This is a genomic window from Streptomyces sp. WAC00040, from assembly GCF_056835925.1.
In genome coordinates this window covers 444,870-462,709 of the sequence record NZ_JAKQZE010000005.1, presented here as the reverse complement: position 1 = coordinate 462,709, position 17,840 = coordinate 444,870, and the positions used below count along the sequence as shown (strand labels likewise).

At 68.7% G+C, this 17,840-nt stretch carries 16 protein-coding genes and 9 pseudogenes; 13 read left to right on the top strand and 12 right to left on the bottom strand.

Annotated features, from left to right (window positions below; genetic code table 11):
• Positions 1 to 97: 97 nt before the first annotated feature.
• Entirely contained in the window at positions 98 to 481 is a 384-nt protein-coding gene (locus MDN94_RS37055; protein ID WP_482729454.1) for an ArsR/SmtB family transcription factor, read from the bottom strand.
• A gap of 185 nt (positions 482 to 666) precedes the next feature.
• Entirely contained in the window at positions 667 to 1,041 is a 375-nt protein-coding gene (locus tag MDN94_RS37050) for a hypothetical protein (RefSeq protein WP_482729455.1), read from the bottom strand.
• A gap of 511 nt (positions 1,042 to 1,552) precedes the next feature.
• Here MDN94_RS37050 and MDN94_RS37045 point away from each other — a divergent pair.
• Positions 1,553 to 1,821, top strand: a pseudogene (locus MDN94_RS37045) (enoyl-CoA hydratase-related protein); the annotation flags it as partial.
• Between the two features lie 703 nt (positions 1,822 to 2,524).
• The gene (locus MDN94_RS37040) at positions 2,525 to 2,659 is read left to right on the top strand and encodes a hypothetical protein (RefSeq protein ID WP_482730150.1); all 135 of its coding nucleotides are present in this window, start codon (positions 2,525 to 2,527) and stop codon (positions 2,657 to 2,659) included.
• A gap of 421 nt (positions 2,660 to 3,080) precedes the next feature.
• Here MDN94_RS37040 and MDN94_RS37035 read toward each other — a convergent pair whose 3' ends face one another.
• A complete protein-coding gene (locus MDN94_RS37035) occupies positions 3,081 to 3,386 on the bottom strand; it encodes a hypothetical protein (RefSeq protein WP_482730149.1) in 306 nt (101 codons plus the stop codon).
• Positions 3,387 to 3,965: 579 nt separating this feature from the next.
• Between MDN94_RS37035 and MDN94_RS37030 the strand changes: the two genes are divergently transcribed.
• From MDN94_RS37030 to MDN94_RS37020, 3 genes and pseudogenes are all read left to right on the top strand, one after another.
• On the top strand, positions 3,966 to 4,424 hold the full coding sequence (locus MDN94_RS37030) for a Pycsar system effector family protein (RefSeq protein ID WP_482730148.1): 459 nt from the start codon (positions 3,966 to 3,968) through the stop codon (positions 4,422 to 4,424).
• Between the two features lie 108 nt (positions 4,425 to 4,532).
• Positions 4,533 to 4,868: pseudogene (locus MDN94_RS37025) on the top strand (diguanylate cyclase domain-containing protein); the annotation flags it as partial.
• A 181-nt stretch (positions 4,869 to 5,049) separates the two neighbouring features.
• The gene (locus MDN94_RS37020) at positions 5,050 to 5,187 is read left to right on the top strand and encodes a hypothetical protein (RefSeq protein WP_482730246.1); all 138 of its coding nucleotides are present in this window, start codon (positions 5,050 to 5,052) and stop codon (positions 5,185 to 5,187) included.
• 399 nt (positions 5,188 to 5,586) lie between these two features.
• Here the strand turns inward: MDN94_RS37020 and MDN94_RS37015 are convergent, their stop codons facing one another.
• From MDN94_RS37015 to MDN94_RS36985, 7 genes and pseudogenes are all read right to left on the bottom strand, one after another.
• Complete coding sequence (locus tag MDN94_RS37015) at positions 5,587 to 5,880, bottom strand: hypothetical protein (protein ID WP_482730245.1); 294 nt, start codon at positions 5,878 to 5,880, stop codon at positions 5,587 to 5,589.
• An 8-nt stretch (positions 5,881 to 5,888) separates the two neighbouring features.
• Positions 5,889 to 6,272, bottom strand: a pseudogene (locus MDN94_RS37010) (NUDIX domain-containing protein); the annotation flags it as partial.
• A complete protein-coding gene (locus MDN94_RS37005) occupies positions 6,211 to 6,753 on the bottom strand; it encodes a hypothetical protein (protein WP_482730244.1) in 543 nt (180 codons plus the stop codon). The gene MDN94_RS37005 and the pseudogene MDN94_RS37010, both read right to left, overlap by 62 nt.
• Before the next feature lie 109 nt (positions 6,754 to 6,862).
• Positions 6,863 to 7,141: pseudogene (locus MDN94_RS37000) on the bottom strand (protein-L-isoaspartate O-methyltransferase family protein); the annotation flags it as partial.
• Positions 7,142 to 7,164: 23 nt separating this feature from the next.
• Complete coding sequence (locus MDN94_RS36995) at positions 7,165 to 7,497, bottom strand: hypothetical protein (RefSeq protein ID WP_482730147.1); 333 nt, start codon at positions 7,495 to 7,497, stop codon at positions 7,165 to 7,167.
• A 5-nt stretch (positions 7,498 to 7,502) separates the two neighbouring features.
• Positions 7,503 to 7,934, bottom strand: coding sequence for an NUDIX domain-containing protein (locus MDN94_RS36990; RefSeq protein WP_482730146.1), 432 nt, complete (start codon positions 7,932 to 7,934; stop codon positions 7,503 to 7,505).
• A 101-nt stretch (positions 7,935 to 8,035) separates the two neighbouring features.
• Positions 8,036 to 8,968 (bottom strand): NUDIX hydrolase, encoded by a 933-nt coding sequence (locus MDN94_RS36985; RefSeq protein ID WP_482730145.1) that lies wholly within the window; start codon positions 8,966 to 8,968, stop codon positions 8,036 to 8,038.
• A gap of 760 nt (positions 8,969 to 9,728) precedes the next feature.
• Between MDN94_RS36985 and MDN94_RS36980 the strand changes: the two genes are divergently transcribed.
• The 3 genes and pseudogenes from MDN94_RS36980 to MDN94_RS36970 all read left to right on the top strand — a co-directional run bounded on the left by MDN94_RS36980 (position 9,729) and on the right by MDN94_RS36970 (position 11,080).
• Positions 9,729 to 10,106: a hypothetical protein gene (locus MDN94_RS36980; RefSeq protein WP_482730144.1), complete on the top strand. Its 378-nt coding sequence runs from the start codon at positions 9,729 to 9,731 to the stop codon at positions 10,104 to 10,106.
• A gap of 49 nt (positions 10,107 to 10,155) precedes the next feature.
• Positions 10,156 to 10,740 (top strand): annotated as a pseudogene (locus MDN94_RS36975) (DEAD/DEAH box helicase family protein); the annotation flags it as partial.
• Positions 10,741 to 10,789: 49 nt separating this feature from the next.
• Positions 10,790 to 11,080 carry a hypothetical protein gene (locus MDN94_RS36970; RefSeq protein WP_482730143.1) on the top strand — a complete coding sequence of 97 codons (291 nt, stop codon included), beginning with the start codon at positions 10,790 to 10,792 and terminating at the stop codon, positions 11,078 to 11,080.
• 3 nt (positions 11,081 to 11,083) lie between these two features.
• On the opposite strand, the gene MDN94_RS36965 is transcribed toward MDN94_RS36970, so the two are convergent.
• On the bottom strand, positions 11,084 to 11,809 hold the full coding sequence (locus tag MDN94_RS36965; protein ID WP_482730142.1) for an NsdA family TPR-like regulatory protein: 726 nt from the start codon (positions 11,807 to 11,809) through the stop codon (positions 11,084 to 11,086).
• Between the two features lie 1,179 nt (positions 11,810 to 12,988).
• Here MDN94_RS36965 and MDN94_RS36960 point away from each other — a divergent pair.
• The 4 genes and pseudogenes from MDN94_RS36960 to MDN94_RS36945 form a co-directional block, all read left to right on the top strand.
• Positions 12,989 to 13,720: pseudogene (locus MDN94_RS36960) on the top strand (reverse transcriptase domain-containing protein); the annotation flags it as partial.
• Positions 13,721 to 13,776: 56 nt separating this feature from the next.
• Entirely contained in the window at positions 13,777 to 14,100 is a 324-nt protein-coding gene (locus MDN94_RS36955) for a reverse transcriptase domain-containing protein (RefSeq protein ID WP_482730141.1), read from the top strand.
• Positions 14,097 to 14,453 (top strand): group II intron maturase-specific domain-containing protein, encoded by a 357-nt coding sequence (locus MDN94_RS36950; protein WP_482730140.1) that lies wholly within the window; start codon positions 14,097 to 14,099, stop codon positions 14,451 to 14,453. Before MDN94_RS36955 ends, MDN94_RS36950 begins: the two co-directional genes overlap by 4 nt.
• A gap of 113 nt (positions 14,454 to 14,566) precedes the next feature.
• Positions 14,567 to 15,109, top strand: a pseudogene (locus tag MDN94_RS36945) (transposase); the annotation flags it as partial.
• 196 nt (positions 15,110 to 15,305) lie between these two features.
• Here the strand turns inward: MDN94_RS36945 and MDN94_RS36940 are convergent.
• Positions 15,306 to 16,683 (bottom strand): annotated as a pseudogene (locus tag MDN94_RS36940) (IS1380 family transposase).
• A gap of 458 nt (positions 16,684 to 17,141) precedes the next feature.
• Between MDN94_RS36940 and MDN94_RS36935 the strand changes: the two are divergent.
• A pseudogene (locus MDN94_RS36935) lies at positions 17,142 to 17,531 on the top strand (winged helix-turn-helix domain-containing protein); the annotation flags it as partial.
• Positions 17,532 to 17,840: the final 309 nt, after the last annotated feature.

Below are 17,840 nucleotides of genomic sequence, written 5' to 3'. Positions count from 1 at the left end.
CCAACCATGGTCGTCTCGACCGCCCAGCCGTTCCGGATCCATCCGCTCAGAAGGCATCCGTATATGCGACATATTCAACGACCCCAGCGGCCAGGGGTCATCTCCCCGGAGCGGCCGGAGGGGGGAAGGCCGAGGACGCCGCCTGCGCCGAGATGTCGGTGTGCCGGAGCTCGGCGAGGAGTTCATTCTGTCCGGCCAGGAGTTCGGTGAGGATGCGCCGTGCGGCGCGCAGGAGTTCCGCCACGTCGCCGCCGGCGAGCGCGTAGCTAACGGTGGAACCGTCACGAATGGAGATCACGATGCCGGACCGTCTCAGAACCGCGAGTTGCTGGGAGAGGTTCGATGGTTCGATCTCGAGCTCGTTCAGGAGTTCGCGTACGGGTACAGGACCGTGTTGGAGTAGCTCCAGTACACGGATCCGGACGGGATGCCCGAGCATGCGGAAAAACTCCGCCTTTGCCTGATACAGCGGCACCTGCATGCCACAACACTCCCCACCCACAGTTCGACCATTCAGGCAGCTGGACCATCTGGATCTTCGGTGCCCAACTCCGACTATCTTCCCGGCTCCCGGCCCGGCCTGCCCCGGCCTGATCACATTCAGATGTGCCGAGTTGAAGACTCTTTCAACTCATGGGCAGACGGAGCCGGGAAACATGGGAACGGCTACAGCTCCAGTTCCGCCTCGATGCGCCGGAGCTGGTGCCGGGCCATGGCCAGGTTCGCCCTGCCCTTGTCCAGGACGAGGTACAGGAACAGGCCGTTGCCCCCACGACCTCTGATCAGCCGCATGAGGTGGTACTGGCTCCCCAGGGTGATCAGCACATCCTCGATGTCGTCCTTGAGCCCCAACATCTCCATCGTGCGGACCTTCGCCCGAATCACATCGGTGTTCCCCGCCGCGGCCACCGTCAGATCGAGGTCCTTGCCCCCGCCCAGTGTTCCCAGCGCCATGCCGCTCGTGTAGTCGACCAGTGCAGCCGCCACGCTCCCCTCGATCGAGGTCATCGCCTCCTTCAGAGACGTCTCCACACTCAACATCCTTACCCGCTCCCTCTGTTCTGGACGACGCCGGCCGGCTGACACCCCGGCCGAGTGACGACCGCAGACACTACCCACGCGCCGCCAGGTATTACGGGAACACCGGGAATCTGGCAGGAATCAGCCCTCCGTGCCCTACCATCCGCCCCGACCACGGCATTCGGGAGGCCAGGCCGAGCGAGCCGAGTTGTCCCATTCCAGAGCCACCTCGACCTGGGGACACGGCAGTTCCTACTCGGACCCCCACCACGACGGTCCAGCGCCCTCTGGGCCAGGTCAGCGACCGCTGTGTTCCGGCTCCGGGCCGTCCGGCGGACGATCACCTCAGCAATCCCCTTTTCGCTGAACGGCGTTGGCCTTTGAGGCACGACGGATACACGTTCAGCAGCAGACATCTGTCCAGGAAGTGGGCAGTGCCACCCTCGGGACGCGGGAGGGCTGGCAAGCCACGGTCCCTCCACTGTGTGCCCGTGCCACAAACCTGAACACACCGCTTGACAAGGAGCAAACATTGAGTCCCTGCACTGGATCCGCACTTCCCGTCGAGCGCTGGCTCCATCTACGGCTGACCCAGAAGGACAGTGTGGTGACGTTACGCTGGACCGTCCCGAGAAGCCCAACGCCGCCTACGCTGACCTGCGCGACCTGCTCGCCGAACTGTCTCGGGAGCGATCGGTGCGCGCCCTCGTACTAGGCGGCGAAGGACGCGGTTTCTGCTCAGGTAGTGACGTCGACGAGGTCATCGGTGCGACGCTGTCCATGGACACCGCCGAGCGGCTGTGGATTCCCGTGTCCTTGCTTCAGGCGGCAGCAGCCATCAGCCCGCTGCTGGTGGGCAACCCCATGAAGCCGACCCTTGAGAAGGCGATAAGTGACCTTGGCCTGCCGCCCACGTTGCGCTCGTGGAGTGCGTTCACCGCGTCAAAGTCGTCGAGGGTCGCGCGTCGAGTGGCGGTCTGGGTGGCAGCGTGCACGTGACTGGTCGTGGTGGCGTCGGTCCGCGACGCCGCGGAGGTGATGAGGCCAGGGGTGGGCACAGTCCCCGGCGGCAGCCCGGAACAGGAGTGGTACCGCGGGCCCTATAGCCCGCCTGAGCCGTCGACTCCCGACGACGAACCGCCCTCCCGCACCCGCCACCGCGTCTGGCCCTACGTCGCCACCGCCGCGGCTCTGGCCCTCGCGATCGTCGGAGGGGGGCAGATGGCCGACAGCGAGCAGCAACGCGAGGACCGCAAGCAGAAGGCCGAGGCGTACAAGGGCCGGTCAGGAGCCGAGCTACGCATCGACGGTGTCAACGCCGCCGTAATCGCCCAATGGAACAGACAAGGACCGCGTCGTCGTCGAACTCCGCTCCTACTTCGACCGCAACGCGCAGTACCTGCGGCTCGACGCGGACGGGAAGAGCGCCAGCAGCGAGCGTCCCGAAGGGTGGTTCCCCCGGACTCCCGAGATTGCGCTGCCGGTCGAGGATCCGCTGGCTGACGTGACGGTCCGGGTAGCGGTCGGCGGGAAGAGCTGGAAGACGGGAGTCAGGGCACAGTCCCGCATGGTCCGGCTGTCCGCGACGGGCATCGCCTACGACGCCGAGACCGGGGAGCGTCTGCCCTCCGACCTCTGACCACAGCACCAGCAGCACGGCCCGATGGCCCTCGCCCCCGCAATCCCGAGGGCGAGCGCCATCAGCATGCAGAGCCCTTGATGACCGGTCCTTCAGACAGCCAGCACAACACCGTGGCTCTTCCCCGGCCAGGAACCCGCGCGACCCATCCGGTCCGTATACCTCGGCCTACTGCTCCGACGCCACGACTTCGAAGGCCTCGCCAGCCGCAACAGCGCCCGTCTCGCCCTGACGTCCGACCTGCCGGCATCCGGCCTCGCCGACCTCACCGGCACGAGCATCAGCAACGACACACGGTGGACCGTATACGCGAAGCGGAACTGGTTCGACTACATCGCCTGTCGCAAGCAAACCTGACAGACCGCGCTCAGCCCGCTCCAAGGCCGACCGAGACTCGTTGCCCGCGCGTACCACGAAGCGTCTACTGGCCAGAGGGATCGGTGAACGAGATCGGCTTGCCGGTGGCGTGGGCGTATGCGATCTCCCTGCTCGTTGACTCGCCGATATACCCGCCTGGGTTGACGACCAGAACCCGGTCAGCCAGGTCGATCTTGCTTAGATGGAGGGCGTCCAGCGCGATCTTCTGCTCGTTGGTGATCAACTCGTCTGCCTCGCCGGGCGCGACGACGATGGCACCTGCGAAGGTCAGATCACGATTCGCCGCACGCATCTCGTCCACGAACCGGGTAGAGCCGCAGAGGCAGACGATCTCAGGTCGGTCGGGCACGGCTCAGTCCTTCGGGTCGAACGGGAACCGTCAGTTGCACGTTGACATCACAGACGGCACACGAGCCGACAGTTTACGCAGCGAGATGGACACCACGCGGCTGCATCGTCGCAGGCAAAAAGCGTGGCCCGGGCGGAGAATGACGCTGCTCGACGCCGAAGTCCGGGGTGCACCCGGCTCACCAGCTTCCTTCAGCAACACGGCCGCATCCCTCAGCGCTACCGGCACGGCCTCTGCGGCACCTCCGCCCCGGCATACGGCACCTGCAGAACAAGTGCGCTCCGCCAATACCCCTCAAACCCTGGGCTCCTGCCTGGAGTGCCACGACGGCACCCACGCCGACCCCACCAGCTACACCGCTCCCCCGGCCATGCACCAGCTGGCCGCGTGAAATCCCGGGGCGGCCGCAGCATCGGCTAATGAGTCGGCCGCCCCGGAGGCCCTCCCCTGTCTCCAGAGCGCTCTGAAAAGGGTTTAGGGCTTCCTCAGCATGCACCACGCCTCCCGGCTCTGACGCAGCAGCCGCCAGCCAACGACGTGCCGCCCAGAGACCACCCATGACAAGGAGAACCCAGCCACATGACCACGATCCCTGTGCCCGACATGGACAAGAACCTCGACCACGCCTGCGCCACGGTGGCCGCCGAGATCGCCCGCACCGACGCCAAGGCCTCCTTACTGCTCGCCTTCAACGGCGCGGTGCTCGCTGGAGTCGCCTCCGCGACCGACAAAGACCTACCACCGGTAACGAAAGCGTTCGGCGCTCTCGCCGTCCTTGTCCTGGGCGCCGCCGCCATGCTGCTGCTCCTGGTCGTCCGGCCCCGGCTCAGTGGGGACGACCGGGCCTCGTTCCCGTACTGGGCACGCCTCGACGACGACGAGATCCGAGCCAGCCTGACCAGCGACACCCGGGCCGCACGCATCCGCGTCCTGTCGACCATCGCCGTCGCCAAGTTCACGCGCCTGCGCCACGCAATCCACCTCAGCCTGATCGCGCTCGCCCTGCTCGCATCGGCTGCGGCGGGCGCCCTGATCTGACCCGCAGCCTGCACGGCACCACTGACAGGCAACGCCCGGGCGGCGACACCGCCAGCAAGCACAGCCGCCGGCCCGGGCTCCCTCTCAACAGGAAGAGGAAAACCCAGTATGAGCACCGCGCCGTTATCCCGGAAGACGCTCCACATCACCGCGGCCGCCGTACCGCTGGCCGGCTGGACCCTTCACACCGCCGTCCTCCACCGCCGCCTCACCAACGCTCAGCGCGACCCCCTGACCGGCACCTGGCGACGCGAAGCCCTCACCCACCGCGCCCAGCGCCTCCTCGAGCGCCGCCCGCACGACGTGGTCCTGATCCTCGCGGACGCCGACCACTTCAAGCGACTTAACGACGACTTCGGTCATGCCGCCGGCGACGCCGCCCTCGCCGCGATCGGCACCCGCCTCACCGCATGGGCCGGACGCCACGGCGTCACGGGACGCCTGGGCGGCGACGAATTCGCAGCACTCGCCCCCATTGAACCCCGACACCAGGAGCTGCGCCTGGACCACCTCACCCGCCTCCTGGCACGGCCGATCCCGTACGGCGCCGACCAGTTGCCGGCTCACCGTCTCTCTCGGTGCCGCCACTCCCGCCGCCCTCGGCAGCCGCGCACTACCAGTGCTCATGAGAACGGCCGACACGGCGATGTACGAGGCCAAGCACACCGGCCGCATCGTCCACGCCCGGCCCGACCACGCCCACACCCCCACCATCAACGGCCGCCGGCAGGGACGGCCCGGCACCGCCACCCCCACGCCATGACCAGGCCCGGGTAGACAGTCCTGCGCGACTGGCGGCACAGCAGCCACCTCCGCCGCGAACCACCCTGAGTCCTCTACGCAAAGCCCACCTCGGGACGGTTTACACCGCCGTCACGGACATGAACCAGCAACCGTCGCAAGGCACTTCCCATCCTCACGCAGACAAGCCGAAGCCCCCGCCCTCCGCACTTCGGGAGGGCGAGGGCTTCTTCACGTTCGCTTCGGTTGGCGGCGCTGTCCCTGCAGGGACCGACCGGCCGCCCACTGCCGTGAGCACCACGGCCCGCAGCTGTGCGTCGGCAGCCACCAGGAGGGGCGCCGCCTCGCCGAGACCGGGAACCCAGCCGCAGAGCGCGGCTACTTCACGCTGGTGGAAGCGGTCGTTCTGGCGGATCTTGACCTACCACTCGCTGCCCTCGGGCCCGCGCGCCCGCCACACACGGCTCTCCACGCGCGCCCAGGACGCGTCCGTCCAGGTGGTGATCCGGCCGACCGCCTGCTCGGCGAAGGCGCGCACCGCTTGCTCCGGGGCCGCGCCTCGGCTGACGGGGTCGGGGGCCAGGACCAGCCGGTCGGCGGACCGGTCGTAGGCAATCGGATCGCCGGGCTTCTGGCCATCCGCGCGCCGGCCCGGGAGTACGCCACCATCGGCTCCGGAAGGGCGGCGAGTAGAAACCAGTTCGTGGCGTCGCACACCCCGGGCTCCATGATCTGCGGGGTGCCGTGCCAGCGCTTCACCTCGAAGAACACCCCGATGCGGGCGCCACCAGCGGAAGAGCAGTGGTGCACGGTGACGGCCGCGTGGACATCGCCCGGATCGACCACGACTCCGGTCTCCTCCAGCGTCTCGCGTACGACGGCGTCAACGACGGTCTCGTGTTCCACATGTCCCGACGGCGCGTGCCACAGGCCCGCCGCGTACACGTCGCCAACTCGCCGGGACAGCAGCACCTCGGTTCCCGCCGTGCCGTCGGGCACGGCGATCGGGTGGGCGTCGAGCGGCTTGGTGTGCCGCTGGGGCTGCTCACGCGGCACCGCCGGGGCGGCAGTGGGCGTAGTCGGCGGCTTCCGGCCCGAACAGGGCATCGTCCAGAGCCGATGCATCTCCAGTCTCACCCGGGGCGTGGGAAAACTGCCAAGTCAGAGTGCCGGTCGGGTCGGCGGTTCGCTGAACGCCGTCGGCGTCGAGGTGGAGCCGGTAGACGGCCGGCTCACCGGCCGCTCTCCAACGACCTGCGACCTCCTGGACTTCCGCCCAGATGTCCCGGGGTCCGCAGGTCGTCACGTCCCACCGGCGGTAGCCGACCTCTCTCACCCGCATCCACGACCCACACCCGGGTGCTCCGATCATCAGGCCCTCGCCGCCGAAGTGGCGCACCAGGCCAGGGTGAAGGGCGTCCAGGGCCAGCCACATGCCTCGCGCCGTGACCGCCGGCGGCGCGAGCCGACTGCGCTGCGTCCACCCGTCGGCCGTGGTGATCGTCGCGCGGAACTCGGCAGACAGGAACAGCCGGTCGAAGCCGGCACCGGCACGGTGCCCGAACTCGACCGCGCGCAGCTGCGGCACCGTCCGGCCGTTTGCCGATCACAGCCAGGCCCGGCCACGACGGCGACGACGTCCCGAGCGTCATCAGCGCGAGCCCGCCCGGCGCAAGCTGCTCCACCAGGGCCTGCGGCACGCGGGGGACGGCGAAGGATACGAAGATCCGGTCGTAGCGGGCCGCGTCGGGCCACCCCGTGATGCCGTCTCCTGTCACCACGGCCGGCCGGTAGCCGAGGGCGGACAGGCGCTCGCGGGCGGCGGCGGTGACGTGCGGGTCGATGTCGAGGGTGACGACGCCGGCGTCGCCACACACGAAGCAGGCCACCGCCGCGGTCACCCCGGTGCCGGTCCCGACGTCCAGCACGCGATGCCCGGGCCGCAGGTCCAGGAGCTGGAGCAGGTCCGCGGTCATGCCCATCGTGCTCGACATCGCGGTCATGGCCCCCCGCGGCGCGGCCTGGCAGCGCGGCCGAGGATCGGCTCGCCCTCGTGCTGGATCGCGACGCTGTCCGCGCTGTGCAGCCGCTTCAGCAGCTCGTCCCGGTCGGCCGGGTGGGACCAGTCCAGCAGATCCCAGCGTGGCGGGTCCTCGTCCGGGGCGCTGCGCCGCACGTACGCCTGAGGGATCAGAACCTGGCGTGGGAGCGCGAGCAGGGCCTCGCGGACCGGTCCAGGCCTCACTTCTCCACTCGTCTCCAGCCGGGCGACCATCGCCGCCCGAGCTGCCGCGGCCCCGGCTTCGTCGGTGACGGGCTGCCATGTGCTCACGGCGTTCACCAGCCCAGTTCCGAGTAGGTGCGGCCCTCGGCGATGCCGGTGATGGCCGTCCGGGTGTAGGAGACGAGCCGGTCCGGGAGCTCGTGCTTCGGCCACCACCGCCAGGTCAGGCACTTCTCGGGCTCGCGGACCTCGGGGGTGCCCTTCCACCGGCGGGCCCTGAACACCATCTGCATCAAGGGCTGTCCGCCCGGTGTGTCCACGACGTGGAGGACGTGGGCGAGCTCCACGTCCACGGCGTCGATGACCAGGCCCGCTTCCTCCCAGGCCTCGCGGATCAGGCATGTGGTGGCTGACTCCTGCTCGCACCGCCCGGCCAGATAGTGCCAGGTGTCGCCCGCGTAGCGGGACGCGGGGTGGCGCAGGCCCAGGAGCACTCGCCCCTCGTCATCCTCCAGGTGCAGGTGGACGCCGACACCGTTCAGCACGGTCCGGCTGCCCCCGTCCCACAGCGGAGGGGCTGCGGTCGGCCGGCCGTCGATTGCGTTCTCTGCCGCGTGCTGGCAGATGAGGTCGTATGTGGCGGGGCTCAGACGCAGCGGTCCAGCTCGTCGGGGGTGAACCAGCGCAGCAGCACGCCCTCGTGCAGCCGGAGCCGGTCGGGGTTGCCGCGCCAGCGGCCGGTGAAGACCTGAATCGGGACGCTGAACCCGTCGATGCTGGTGGCCTGCTCCACGGCATACGGCTCCAGGTCTTCCAGACGGAGGCCGGGGACCTCCTCGGACAACTCACGCAGCAGGGTGCCTTGGAGACTCTGGTCGTGGTGCGCACGGCCACCGCCGAGAAGGGCGAACGCACCCGACTGCCAGATGACGCCGGGCTTGTGGTCGCGCAGATGGAGCAGGTAGCGGCCAGCCCCGTCATGAACCAGCGCGGAGGCGTTCACCGGCTCCGGCTGCCCGTCCAACTGCGCCTGGAGGAGCTTCGCGCGCAGAGTCGGCGAAGTCACCTCCGGCAAGGCCAGCCACCGGGCGCCGGACACCTCCTGGTCCTGCAGCGTGATCGCCGGCGACTCCTCGGCGACGAGGTAGAAGGCGTACCGGAAGTCGTAGTGCTGGTGGGCCGGTTCACCCGTGGACGGGCTGGCGTCGATGTCGTTGATGTCGACGTCGATCGGGGAGCCGAGCATCTGCGGGGTGAGGCACAGGGCGTCCGGTGCGATCCCGGCCTCCTCCGACACCTCGCGCAGCGCCGCGGCAAGCAGCGTACGGTCGCCGGGCTCGACGTGGCCGCCGGGTGCAAGCGTGAGGCCGGTGGCCCGGTGCCGGATGTGCAGGACCCGGCCCTGGTGGTCGATGACAACGGCACTGCAGGTGACATGCCCGGGCAGCGTCGTGCGGGAGGTCACGTCGAGCGGCCGGTCCAGGGCGGCGAGCAGCCGGGCCAGGGCGTCACGCTCACCGGGACGGCGCCCGAGGTATGTCTCGACGGCCTCGCGAATCGCGGAGGAGCTGGGTGGCATGAGCGTTCTCTCACCTTCGACGTGGGACGGTCTTGACGGCCGAGCTGTGGAACGCGGGCTGGAGGACAGCTCGGCGTCTCGCGATCTGGCCTGCATGCCATAGAGCTCGCTGCGGCCTTCGGCGGGTTCCTGGACCCACCGCTGCCTCGTTCGACGGACGTCAATCAGTTCCCGCGCGTGGACGTGGTGGGTGGTGTCGCCGTACTCAACGACGCCGGACCGATTTCGAACACCTGCGCTTTCGGACGGATTGCGCACCCTGGAGTTGAGCGGATTCTCCAAGCTGCGCGGTGCACCGACCCTTGCCGCGCAAGAGCCCTCACCCGATGGCCGATTGGCTGAAACGCCGACTCTTGGAGCTGTGGCCCTCAGGTCGGGCAGGGACACCTCGCTGCGGGTTCCAGGTCTCTACCGGAGCCGACCGGCCATAGATCGGTGGAGAGCGCAGGCTTCATGGCGCCGGTGGCCAAGAGGCACGTCGACGCCCCATGGCGCGTCCTTGGCCCGGGTCACCACAGGTCCAGAGCTTCCAGGAGGTGCGCGGCCGTGGGCAGCGGCCTGGTGGGGACGCTGGCGAGCAGGGTGTCGGGAACTTCGTGTCGAGTGGATCATCTCCCGCCAGCCCATGACCTGCGGCCAATGCGCCGTCTAGGCAGTGCGCAGCTCGTCGGCTGAGAACGTTCGCGGTGGATCTGGATCGGCCGCGTCCCTGTACCGACAGGTTGCGGCCACCTCGTTCCCGCTCGGCGCCGCTGCGACCATGGCCGTCGGCGGCGATCGGGATGGAAACACGGAGTACGCGCATGAGAAGACAGCGCCGCCCCGGCAGGTCGACGTCTCCGCGCTGGCGGCCTTGGATCGGCAGGTCCTGCGGTGGATGAGCGAGGCATTCCTCGCGGCCGCGCGCCGTCTGGCCGGCTCCGGCCGCAGTGAGGCGGATGTGCATGTCATCGCGGCGGCGCGGTCGATCCTCGCCGAAGGCGGCCGCCGGCCGGAGGGCCAGCCGCCGATCGCCCTGCATGGACCGCATGGTCCCGAGGGGGAGGATGTGGCCTTGCGGATCTGGCCCGAGCGCGGCCCGCCCGCCGATCCAGAAGGCCCCCGGTCTGATGTCCGGTGCCGATTCCAGTCTGGGTGATCCGTCGAATTCGTTAGCGTGGGAATTGCCGTCAGGGGAGGCAGAGCTCGTGATTCAGCTTCGTGAGCACCAGGTGGAGGCGAAGCGGGCGATTGTCAGGGCGGCCGCATGGTCGGCACGCATCGAGGCCCTGGCGCGTGGTGTGCGGGCAACGGTCGTCTCCGCGACGGGTTCGGGCAAGACGTACACCGCGGCGGCGGCCGCGCTCGATCTGTACCGGCATGGCCGGGTGCTGGTGATGGTGCCGACGCTCGAGCTTCTGGTGCAGACGGCCCAGTCGTGGCGGAGGGTCGGACACCACGGGCCGATGGTCGCGGTGTGCTCGATCGAGAAGGACGAGGTCCTCGAAGAGCTGGGCGTGCGGACGACGACGAACCCGATCCAGCTGGGGCTGCGGGCGGGGTCCGGCCCCGTGGTGGTGCTGGCGACGTACGCATCCCTGGTCGACCGGGACGACCCGGCGGATCCGACCGGGGTGCGGAAGGTACGCGGGCCGCTCGAGACGGCGCTCGCCGGCGGGGACCTCATGTACGGCCAGAAGCTCGACCCGTTCGACCTCGCGGTGATCGACGAGGCGCACGGTACCGCCGGTGATCTGGGGAAACCGTGGGCGGCGATCCACGACCAGCAGCGGAGATGAGGCCGCTCTGCGAGGCCATGCGTCGCGGGAGCTGGCCGAGGAGATGGGTATCCACACGGCTCCCGAGGTACTGCGGCTGTGGGCGGTCACCCGCGGAGAGAACAGCAGCGTCGGCCTGACCTACCTCACCCCCGCCCTGCCGGAGCGACTGCTGCGCGACAGCTTCGCCGCCGCGGCGAGGGCGGAACGAGCCCAGGGCCGTGATTCCGAGCTCGACCAGATCGCGTTTGTACGCTCTGCGGAGGAGCTGACCGGTCTGGTCGGTCCGCACGCTGACTACCTGGAGCCGGTCGTTCGCCGGTACACGCGGGCACCCCTTCGGCGCGACGCCTGAAATTCACCCGCCGGCGAGGAAGTCGCGGGCGCGTTCATCGAGTTCGGCCGCGCACCGCAGGCCGCGGGCCCGGAAGCGGGCCAGGTCGCCCCGCATGCGGCTGACGGCCTTGCGGGTGCGGACGGAACGGACGCCCTCCATGTGGTCGATCGCGCGGTGCCAGGTGGCGCACGCCTGCTCGATGCCGCCGCGCTTGAGGTGCATCTCGGCGCCCGCGACCAGGTCGAGAGCGACGATCCGGGCGTAGGTTCCGGCAGGGCGGGCGGTAGCGGCGAGGGCGTACTGCTCGGCGGCGGCCCGGTGATCGCCCAGGGTCTCGTGGACCTTGGCGGTGCGGGAATATACGGAGGCTGCCGGCGGGCCCCAGGTCAGGGCCCAGGATTCGAGTTCATCGCCGGGGGCTGTGGCCAGCAGGGTGCGGGCCTTTTCGGCTTCCGCGAGGGCGCATCGTCCCTTGCCGATCTTGGCGAGGGTGTGCGCATAAACAACGCGGAACAGGGCTTCGGTTTCGGCGTCGACCCGTCCCTTGGCCCGGTTCAGGCCTGTTTCGGCGAGTGCATGGCAGTGCTCGGGGCGGTGGAGTTTGAGGCCTTGCATGGCCATGGTGCGCATCACGAACCCGTCCTGCCCAGGGATGCCGGATTCGGCAGCCAGCGCGTAGGACTGGAGGTAGTAGCGCTGGGCGAGTCCTTGTTGGCCGGCGTCGTAGCTCTTCCATCCGCCGTTCACCAAGTCCAGCCTCTCCTGGCCGAGCGCGGCTGCACTATTCCACCCTCGACAGCCAGGTTCCGGACACCTGCTGACATCACCGCGTTCCTCGCCAACGGCAGCCCTACGAAGATCAAACCAGCATGTTGATCCTCCGAGCCCTTAGGTTACATGGACCTGTTTTCTGAGTCCTGGGGCCCTATTTCCATCGCCATCGCGAATTGTCGCCGATGGATATAGGTATCGTTCACGACGATTTGGCATCCGGCCAAACAACAAACGAAAGGTAAGGCAACCTTGCATCCCCTCAAGAAGTTTGCCCGGCTGCAGCCCGTCCGTCTCGGACTGGCCGTCGCGGGCGCTGCTCTCATAGCCACGACCGGAACCGCGGCATGGGAGTGGACGGAGCCGCTGCCCGCCGACGTGTCCGGGGCATGGGGTTGGACGGAGCCGTTGCCCGCCGACGTATGCAACGGGAGTTACGTCAACGATGGTCCCGGCCAATACATCCATGGCGGTGCATGGATGAGCGACGTGGACCAAAGCATCCATTACCCGGACGGGACTTACCGTCCGAATCCAGACGCGCCGCTCTGCCCGTCCCACCCGCTCATGCCCTGGAACGGGGAATAAGGGAGAAAGTATTCCGTGTACCGCCGACCTGTCGTAGCAGGGAGGTGGAGCTGAGGGCAGCCTGATCCGGGTGATGCCGGGGAGGGCGGGAGCGGCCCTGACAAAGCCGGGACGTGCCAGTATTGCCAGCTGGTGCGGGTCCGGCGAGCGGGATGGAGAGGAGTACGCGAGGAACCGGCGTCTTTACGTCTCTTAACGACTACACCGGCTCGAAACCTGGTGGATCTGGGCCGGAAGCGGTGCGCACTCGCTGCCCGAGGGCGGCGGGGAACTCCTTGACCGGTATTTCGAAGCCGTTCGGGAGGCCACGAGGAAGGTCTACGGCGTACTCGTGGCGATGCCGCAGGGACACAGTCGGGCTCCTACTCCAGCGAGCGAATCGCAGTGAACACGGGAACCGCCCGTTCTCAACTCCCCTGTCGTGCACGGCCAGTGCCCGGTCGGGGATAGGCGCATCGACCGCCGAACGGTCCGGGCGGGGAGGAGCCGCCGTAGTACTCCGAGCCGGGGAGAGCCCGTGCACATGGGGAAGGGCGGCAGCGGTTTCGAAGAGGGAAGGAGACTGCAATGCCGAAAGACGCACCGCTGAACAGCGGTGCTCTGCTGGAGGTGGGCCTGGTGGGTCCACGCCAGCGGGTATCGGAGATGCAGGCCAAGCTTCACTGTTGGGCGGCGGCCGATCCCGGCCGCCGGTTCGATGATCTGTTCAACCTCGTGCACGACCCGGCGACGCTGATCGTGGCGTTCGAGCGGGTCGCCGGCAACCGGGGTGCCCGCACTCCTGGCGTGGATGGCCTGACGGCCGCCGACGTCGAGGAGCGAGGGGTCCCCGGATTCCTGGACGACCTACGGGCCCAGCTCAAGAGGGGCTCGTTCCGGCCACTACCGGTGAAGGAGCGCAAGATTCCCAAACCGGGTGGGTCGGGGAAGGTTCGGCGGCTGGGGATTCCCGTGATCGCCGACCGGGTCGTCCAGGCCGCGCTGAAGCTGGTGCTGGAGCCGATCTTCGAGGTCGACTTCAAGCCGGTCTCCTACGGCTTCCGGCCCAAGCGGCGAGCTCAGGATGCGATTGCTGAGATCCACTTCTATGGCACCCATGGATATCGGTGGGTACTGGACGCGGACATCGCAGCGTGCTTCGACGAGATCGACCACGCCGCGCTGATGGACCGCGTTCGGATGAGGATCAAGGACAAACGGGTACTGGCGCTGGTGAAGGGATTTCTGAAGTCCGGCCTCCTCACGGAGCTCGGAGAGCGTCAGGAGACCTTCACCGGCACACCGCAAGGGGGCATCATCTCCCCTCTCCTGGCGAACATTGCCCTGTCGGTGCTCGATGAGCACCTTCATCGGGCATGGGAGCCGGATGGGGAACTGTCCACCAGCGGTCGGCGCGAACGACGGGGTGCCAAGGGCCTGCCTCGTGGCGGCTGGTTCGCTACGCGGACGACTTCGTCGTCCTGGTCAAAGGGACCAGGCAGGACACCGAGGCACTGCGCGAGGAGATCGCCCAGGTCCTCGCTCCGATGGGATTGCGGCTCTCGGAAGCCAAGACCCAACTGGCGCACCTGAGCGAGGGGTTCGACTTCCGGGGTTCCACATCCAGTGGCGCCGCAAACGCGGATCGGACAAGTGGTACGTCTACACCTTCATCGCCGACCGGCCTCTGCGGTCGGTGAAAGCGAAGATCCGTACCCTCACCCACAGAACGTCGCAGCAGGACCTGGCCGTGGTGCTGATCAATCTGAACAGGGCCGCACACGGATGGGCCAACTACTTCAGGCATGCCGTCGCGAAGCGCACCTTCAGCAACCTGGACAACCTCGTCTGGTGGCGGGTCATCCGGCTGCTGCAAGAGCGGCATCACTGGAACTGGTCGGACGTCCGCAGACGGCTCACCACCCCCACCGGGCGGTGGCTGCCGATCAACGCGGGCGAGATCGAGTTGCGGAAGATCAGCGCGATCCCGGTCACCCGGTATCGCTACCGCGGCAACAAGATCCCCAGCCCCTGGACCCCTGCAACCACCTGACGGCAGAGACCGTGGAGAGCCCGTTGCGTCGAGAGGCGCACGGCGGGTTCGGCGAGAGGTCCGGGGAAACGGACCGGGAGCAATCCCGGCACCGCGCCCCGGGCCTACTCAGCGAGGAAGCCGGATTCTCCCCGCCGCAGGCGAAGACCTGGTCACAGCGCGGCCGGACCCTGGTGGTGCGGGTGCGGGGCCGTTCCCGCAGACGGATATCGATCGCCGCACTGACCTGCTACCGGCCCGGCCACCGGTCCCGGCTGATCTACCGGCCGCGCCGGGACGACGGCCGGCGCGACGGACGCAAGAACTTCTCCTGGCGCGACTACCGCGACCTGCTGATCGCCGCCCATCAGCAGCTCGGCGGTCCCATCGTGCTCGTCTGGGACAACCTCAATGTCCACAAAGCCGCTGATCTGCGGGAATGGGCGGAAGCCCGGGACTGGCTGACCATCTACTACCTGCCGCCCTACGCGCCCGACCTCAACCCCGTCGAAGGGATCTGGTCCCTCCTGCGACGCGGCTGGCTCTCCAACGTCGCCTTCAGCACCCCCGAACACCTCGCCCAGCGCATCCGACGCGGCCTACGGCACATCCAGTACCGCAACCACCTCATAGACGGATGCCTTGCCGAGACCGGCCTGGCCGTCAGGCCCGCCTGACCAACAGCACGACATCACGAGTTCAACCTCAGTAGCCTCGAAGTTTCGTGACGGTCCGCCGACGGAGTCGGTGGGCCGTTTTCGTGCCGTGGGCTGAGGCTGTGCAGGCCGAAGAGCCGAGTGTCGCCTCGGCATGGCGCCGGATTCCACTGCTCCAGGTGTCGAGGTGCTGTCGTAGGGACGGGGAATCCGCTTGTCAGCCGGGGTCGGGCAGTTGGGTGAGCCGGTCGAGGGCTGCGGTGATGTGACCGGTCCGGGGCCAGTGCCGGGCCAGGCGGAGGATTCGCCGACGGCCGGTGGTCACGAGCTGTCACCGGCCGCGGTGAACAGGCGGAGCCCAGTCGGCGGGGCTCCCAGAGCCTGGCCTTGCCGGTCAGGCGAGCATCGGCATCCAAGCCAGCAGGTCGAGAGCGATCTGCACGATCTCCAGCCAGATCCGGTTCTGGGCCGTGCGGTGCAGGGGCAGGTTGCGCAGGCCGGTGGCCCGGGCGGCGCGGATGCGGTCCTCGGCCCGGGCCCGCAGGCGGTGACGGAGCTCGAGCTCGGCGATCGGCCGGCCCGAGGTGTTGGTGGCGAAACAGGCAAGCCGCATGCCGTCCGCATCCGTGAGCCGCAACTGGGCCCCAGGGTGCGGTCGTTCCTTCCTGACGATCAGCGGCATGCCCTTGGGCCAGCCGTCCAGGACGTCGCCGATGAGTTCGGCGACCCAAGCGCCGTCGCGGATCTCGCCGTCTGCCTCGACGGCCGCCGTCCAGGCCGATGCCGGAACCTTCAGCACATGCTGGTGGACCTGCTCGGTGATCACCATGCCGACCGAGTAGGACAGCCACCGTCCCCGCTGAGCGAGCCAGGCGACGAAGTCGTGGGTGCCGCCCGCGGAGTCGGTGCGGATCAGGGTCCGGCGCCCGCGCCGGTACGTCTTCGGCAGCTGGGGCAGGGCCAGTTGGGCGGCGGTGATGCGGTCGGTGGCCGTGTTCGATCCCGCGTTGCCTGGCCTGAGCAGGGCCGCGACCGGTTCACCCGTGCCGCCCGGTCCGTGGTCGACGAACCCCATCAGCGGGTGGTGGCCGTAGGTTCGCTTCCACGTGGGTGCGGCGTCCTCCTTGTCCGAGTGCGCGATCACCAGCACCCCCTCGAGGTCCACGGTCACCGTCCCGCCCGCATCAGGCGCTGTCCGGCCGGTCAACCGCCAGGCGTGTTGGCGGACTTCAGCCCGCGCGGCCCGGATGGCCCGCAGAGCCTTCTCCCCGGAGACTGCGAGGGTGTCGATGAGGCGGGAGACCGTCGGGTCGGAGGCCACCGGCCCGAACACAGCCGGCTCGGCCCGCAGCATGGCGACATCCGCGAGGCAGTCCCCGCCCAGCGCGACCCCCAGGGCCACGTCCAGCAGGATCTTGCCCGGATCGTGCACTGCCCGAGCCGTCCGCCAAGGCGTCAGCGCCGCTGATATCGCGGTGTCCACGCCGGCCTTGCGGACGGTCTCGACCAGCAACACGCCCCCCGGCCTGCGAGACCACCGCCCGGCCGCCGCCCTCGATGCGGACACGCGGGTACGACCCGATACGCTTTTTCACCTGGAGAGTGCTTCTTTCCGTGCAGCCAAGTTCGCACCGGTCTTGATGCCGCGTGCTTCATCAGTCTCCAGTTACTGGTGGTCTCTGAGACACAACTATCAATCGATGCCCCGGCACCCGTGCGGGAAGGCGGAATGCTCGGGTGCCGGGGCTCCCTGCGGGGGAGCTTGGGCGGCGTTGGGACTGAGCGCTTCACGCGATCTCGCGCGGACTGCTGATCCGTCCCGCCACCCACAATGGCATCCCTGCGAGATCACAACATCCGCCACTTGGCGGGGAAAGCAACGTGAGCGGCTCGAATGATGCGCAAGCCGTTCGTCGGCGGGGCATCGCCGCAGGTGCTCGTCACGTCGGTTCCCTGACCCGACCGACTGAATTGGCCGGCGAGGTTCGGGATGAGCGGTCGGCTGGCAGGTAGGGGCAGCGACATGCCTTCTCGTACTGGCGGTTCGACGCCGATCTCCGGTGGGCGCCGACACCGAAATCCGCAGGTGGAGGCGGCGTCCGCCGAAGTCCACCTCGCAGCCGCTGACCTGATCGAAGTCGGGGCCAGTGACCGGGAGATGGCCCGGCGGTTCGGGTGACCCGGATATCGGCGAACTGCTGGCGACAAGCCGTGGCTTCGGGAGGTCGGCAGGCCCTGGCCTCCAAGGGCCCCGGCGGCGCCCGCTGCAAGCGTGCGCCGGAACAACCGCGCGTTTTGTGGGCGGTTGGACGCAGGCCCGGCCGCCTCCGAGTGCTGGACGCTGGTCCGGATCGCCGAGATCGTGCACCGCCGGGTCGGTGTCGAGTACACCCTGGCCGGGCTGGACCTGCTGCTGCACCGCATTTGGATTCGTCCCCTCCCGCCACTTCGCCATCAACGCGGCCTTGTTCGAACTCAGCCTCGCGGCAATCGGTCTCCTCGCCCGGACCCGCGTCCTCCTGCTGGACGGCGAACTCGCAGCTGCCGGATCCTGCACGTTGCCGCCCGGATCACTCGGAGCGGCCTCCGCCTCCGCATTCGGATATCGACGACCTGGCCCTGGCGACATGAACTCGCGGCCGCATTCCACCGCCTGGCTGCACCGCCCCGTCACGCCAGCTGACTCGCGGTTCCTGCCCACCCTCGGCGCAAGGACCTTGGAGAACCCGACCCCCGTGTCGGCCCTCACCAT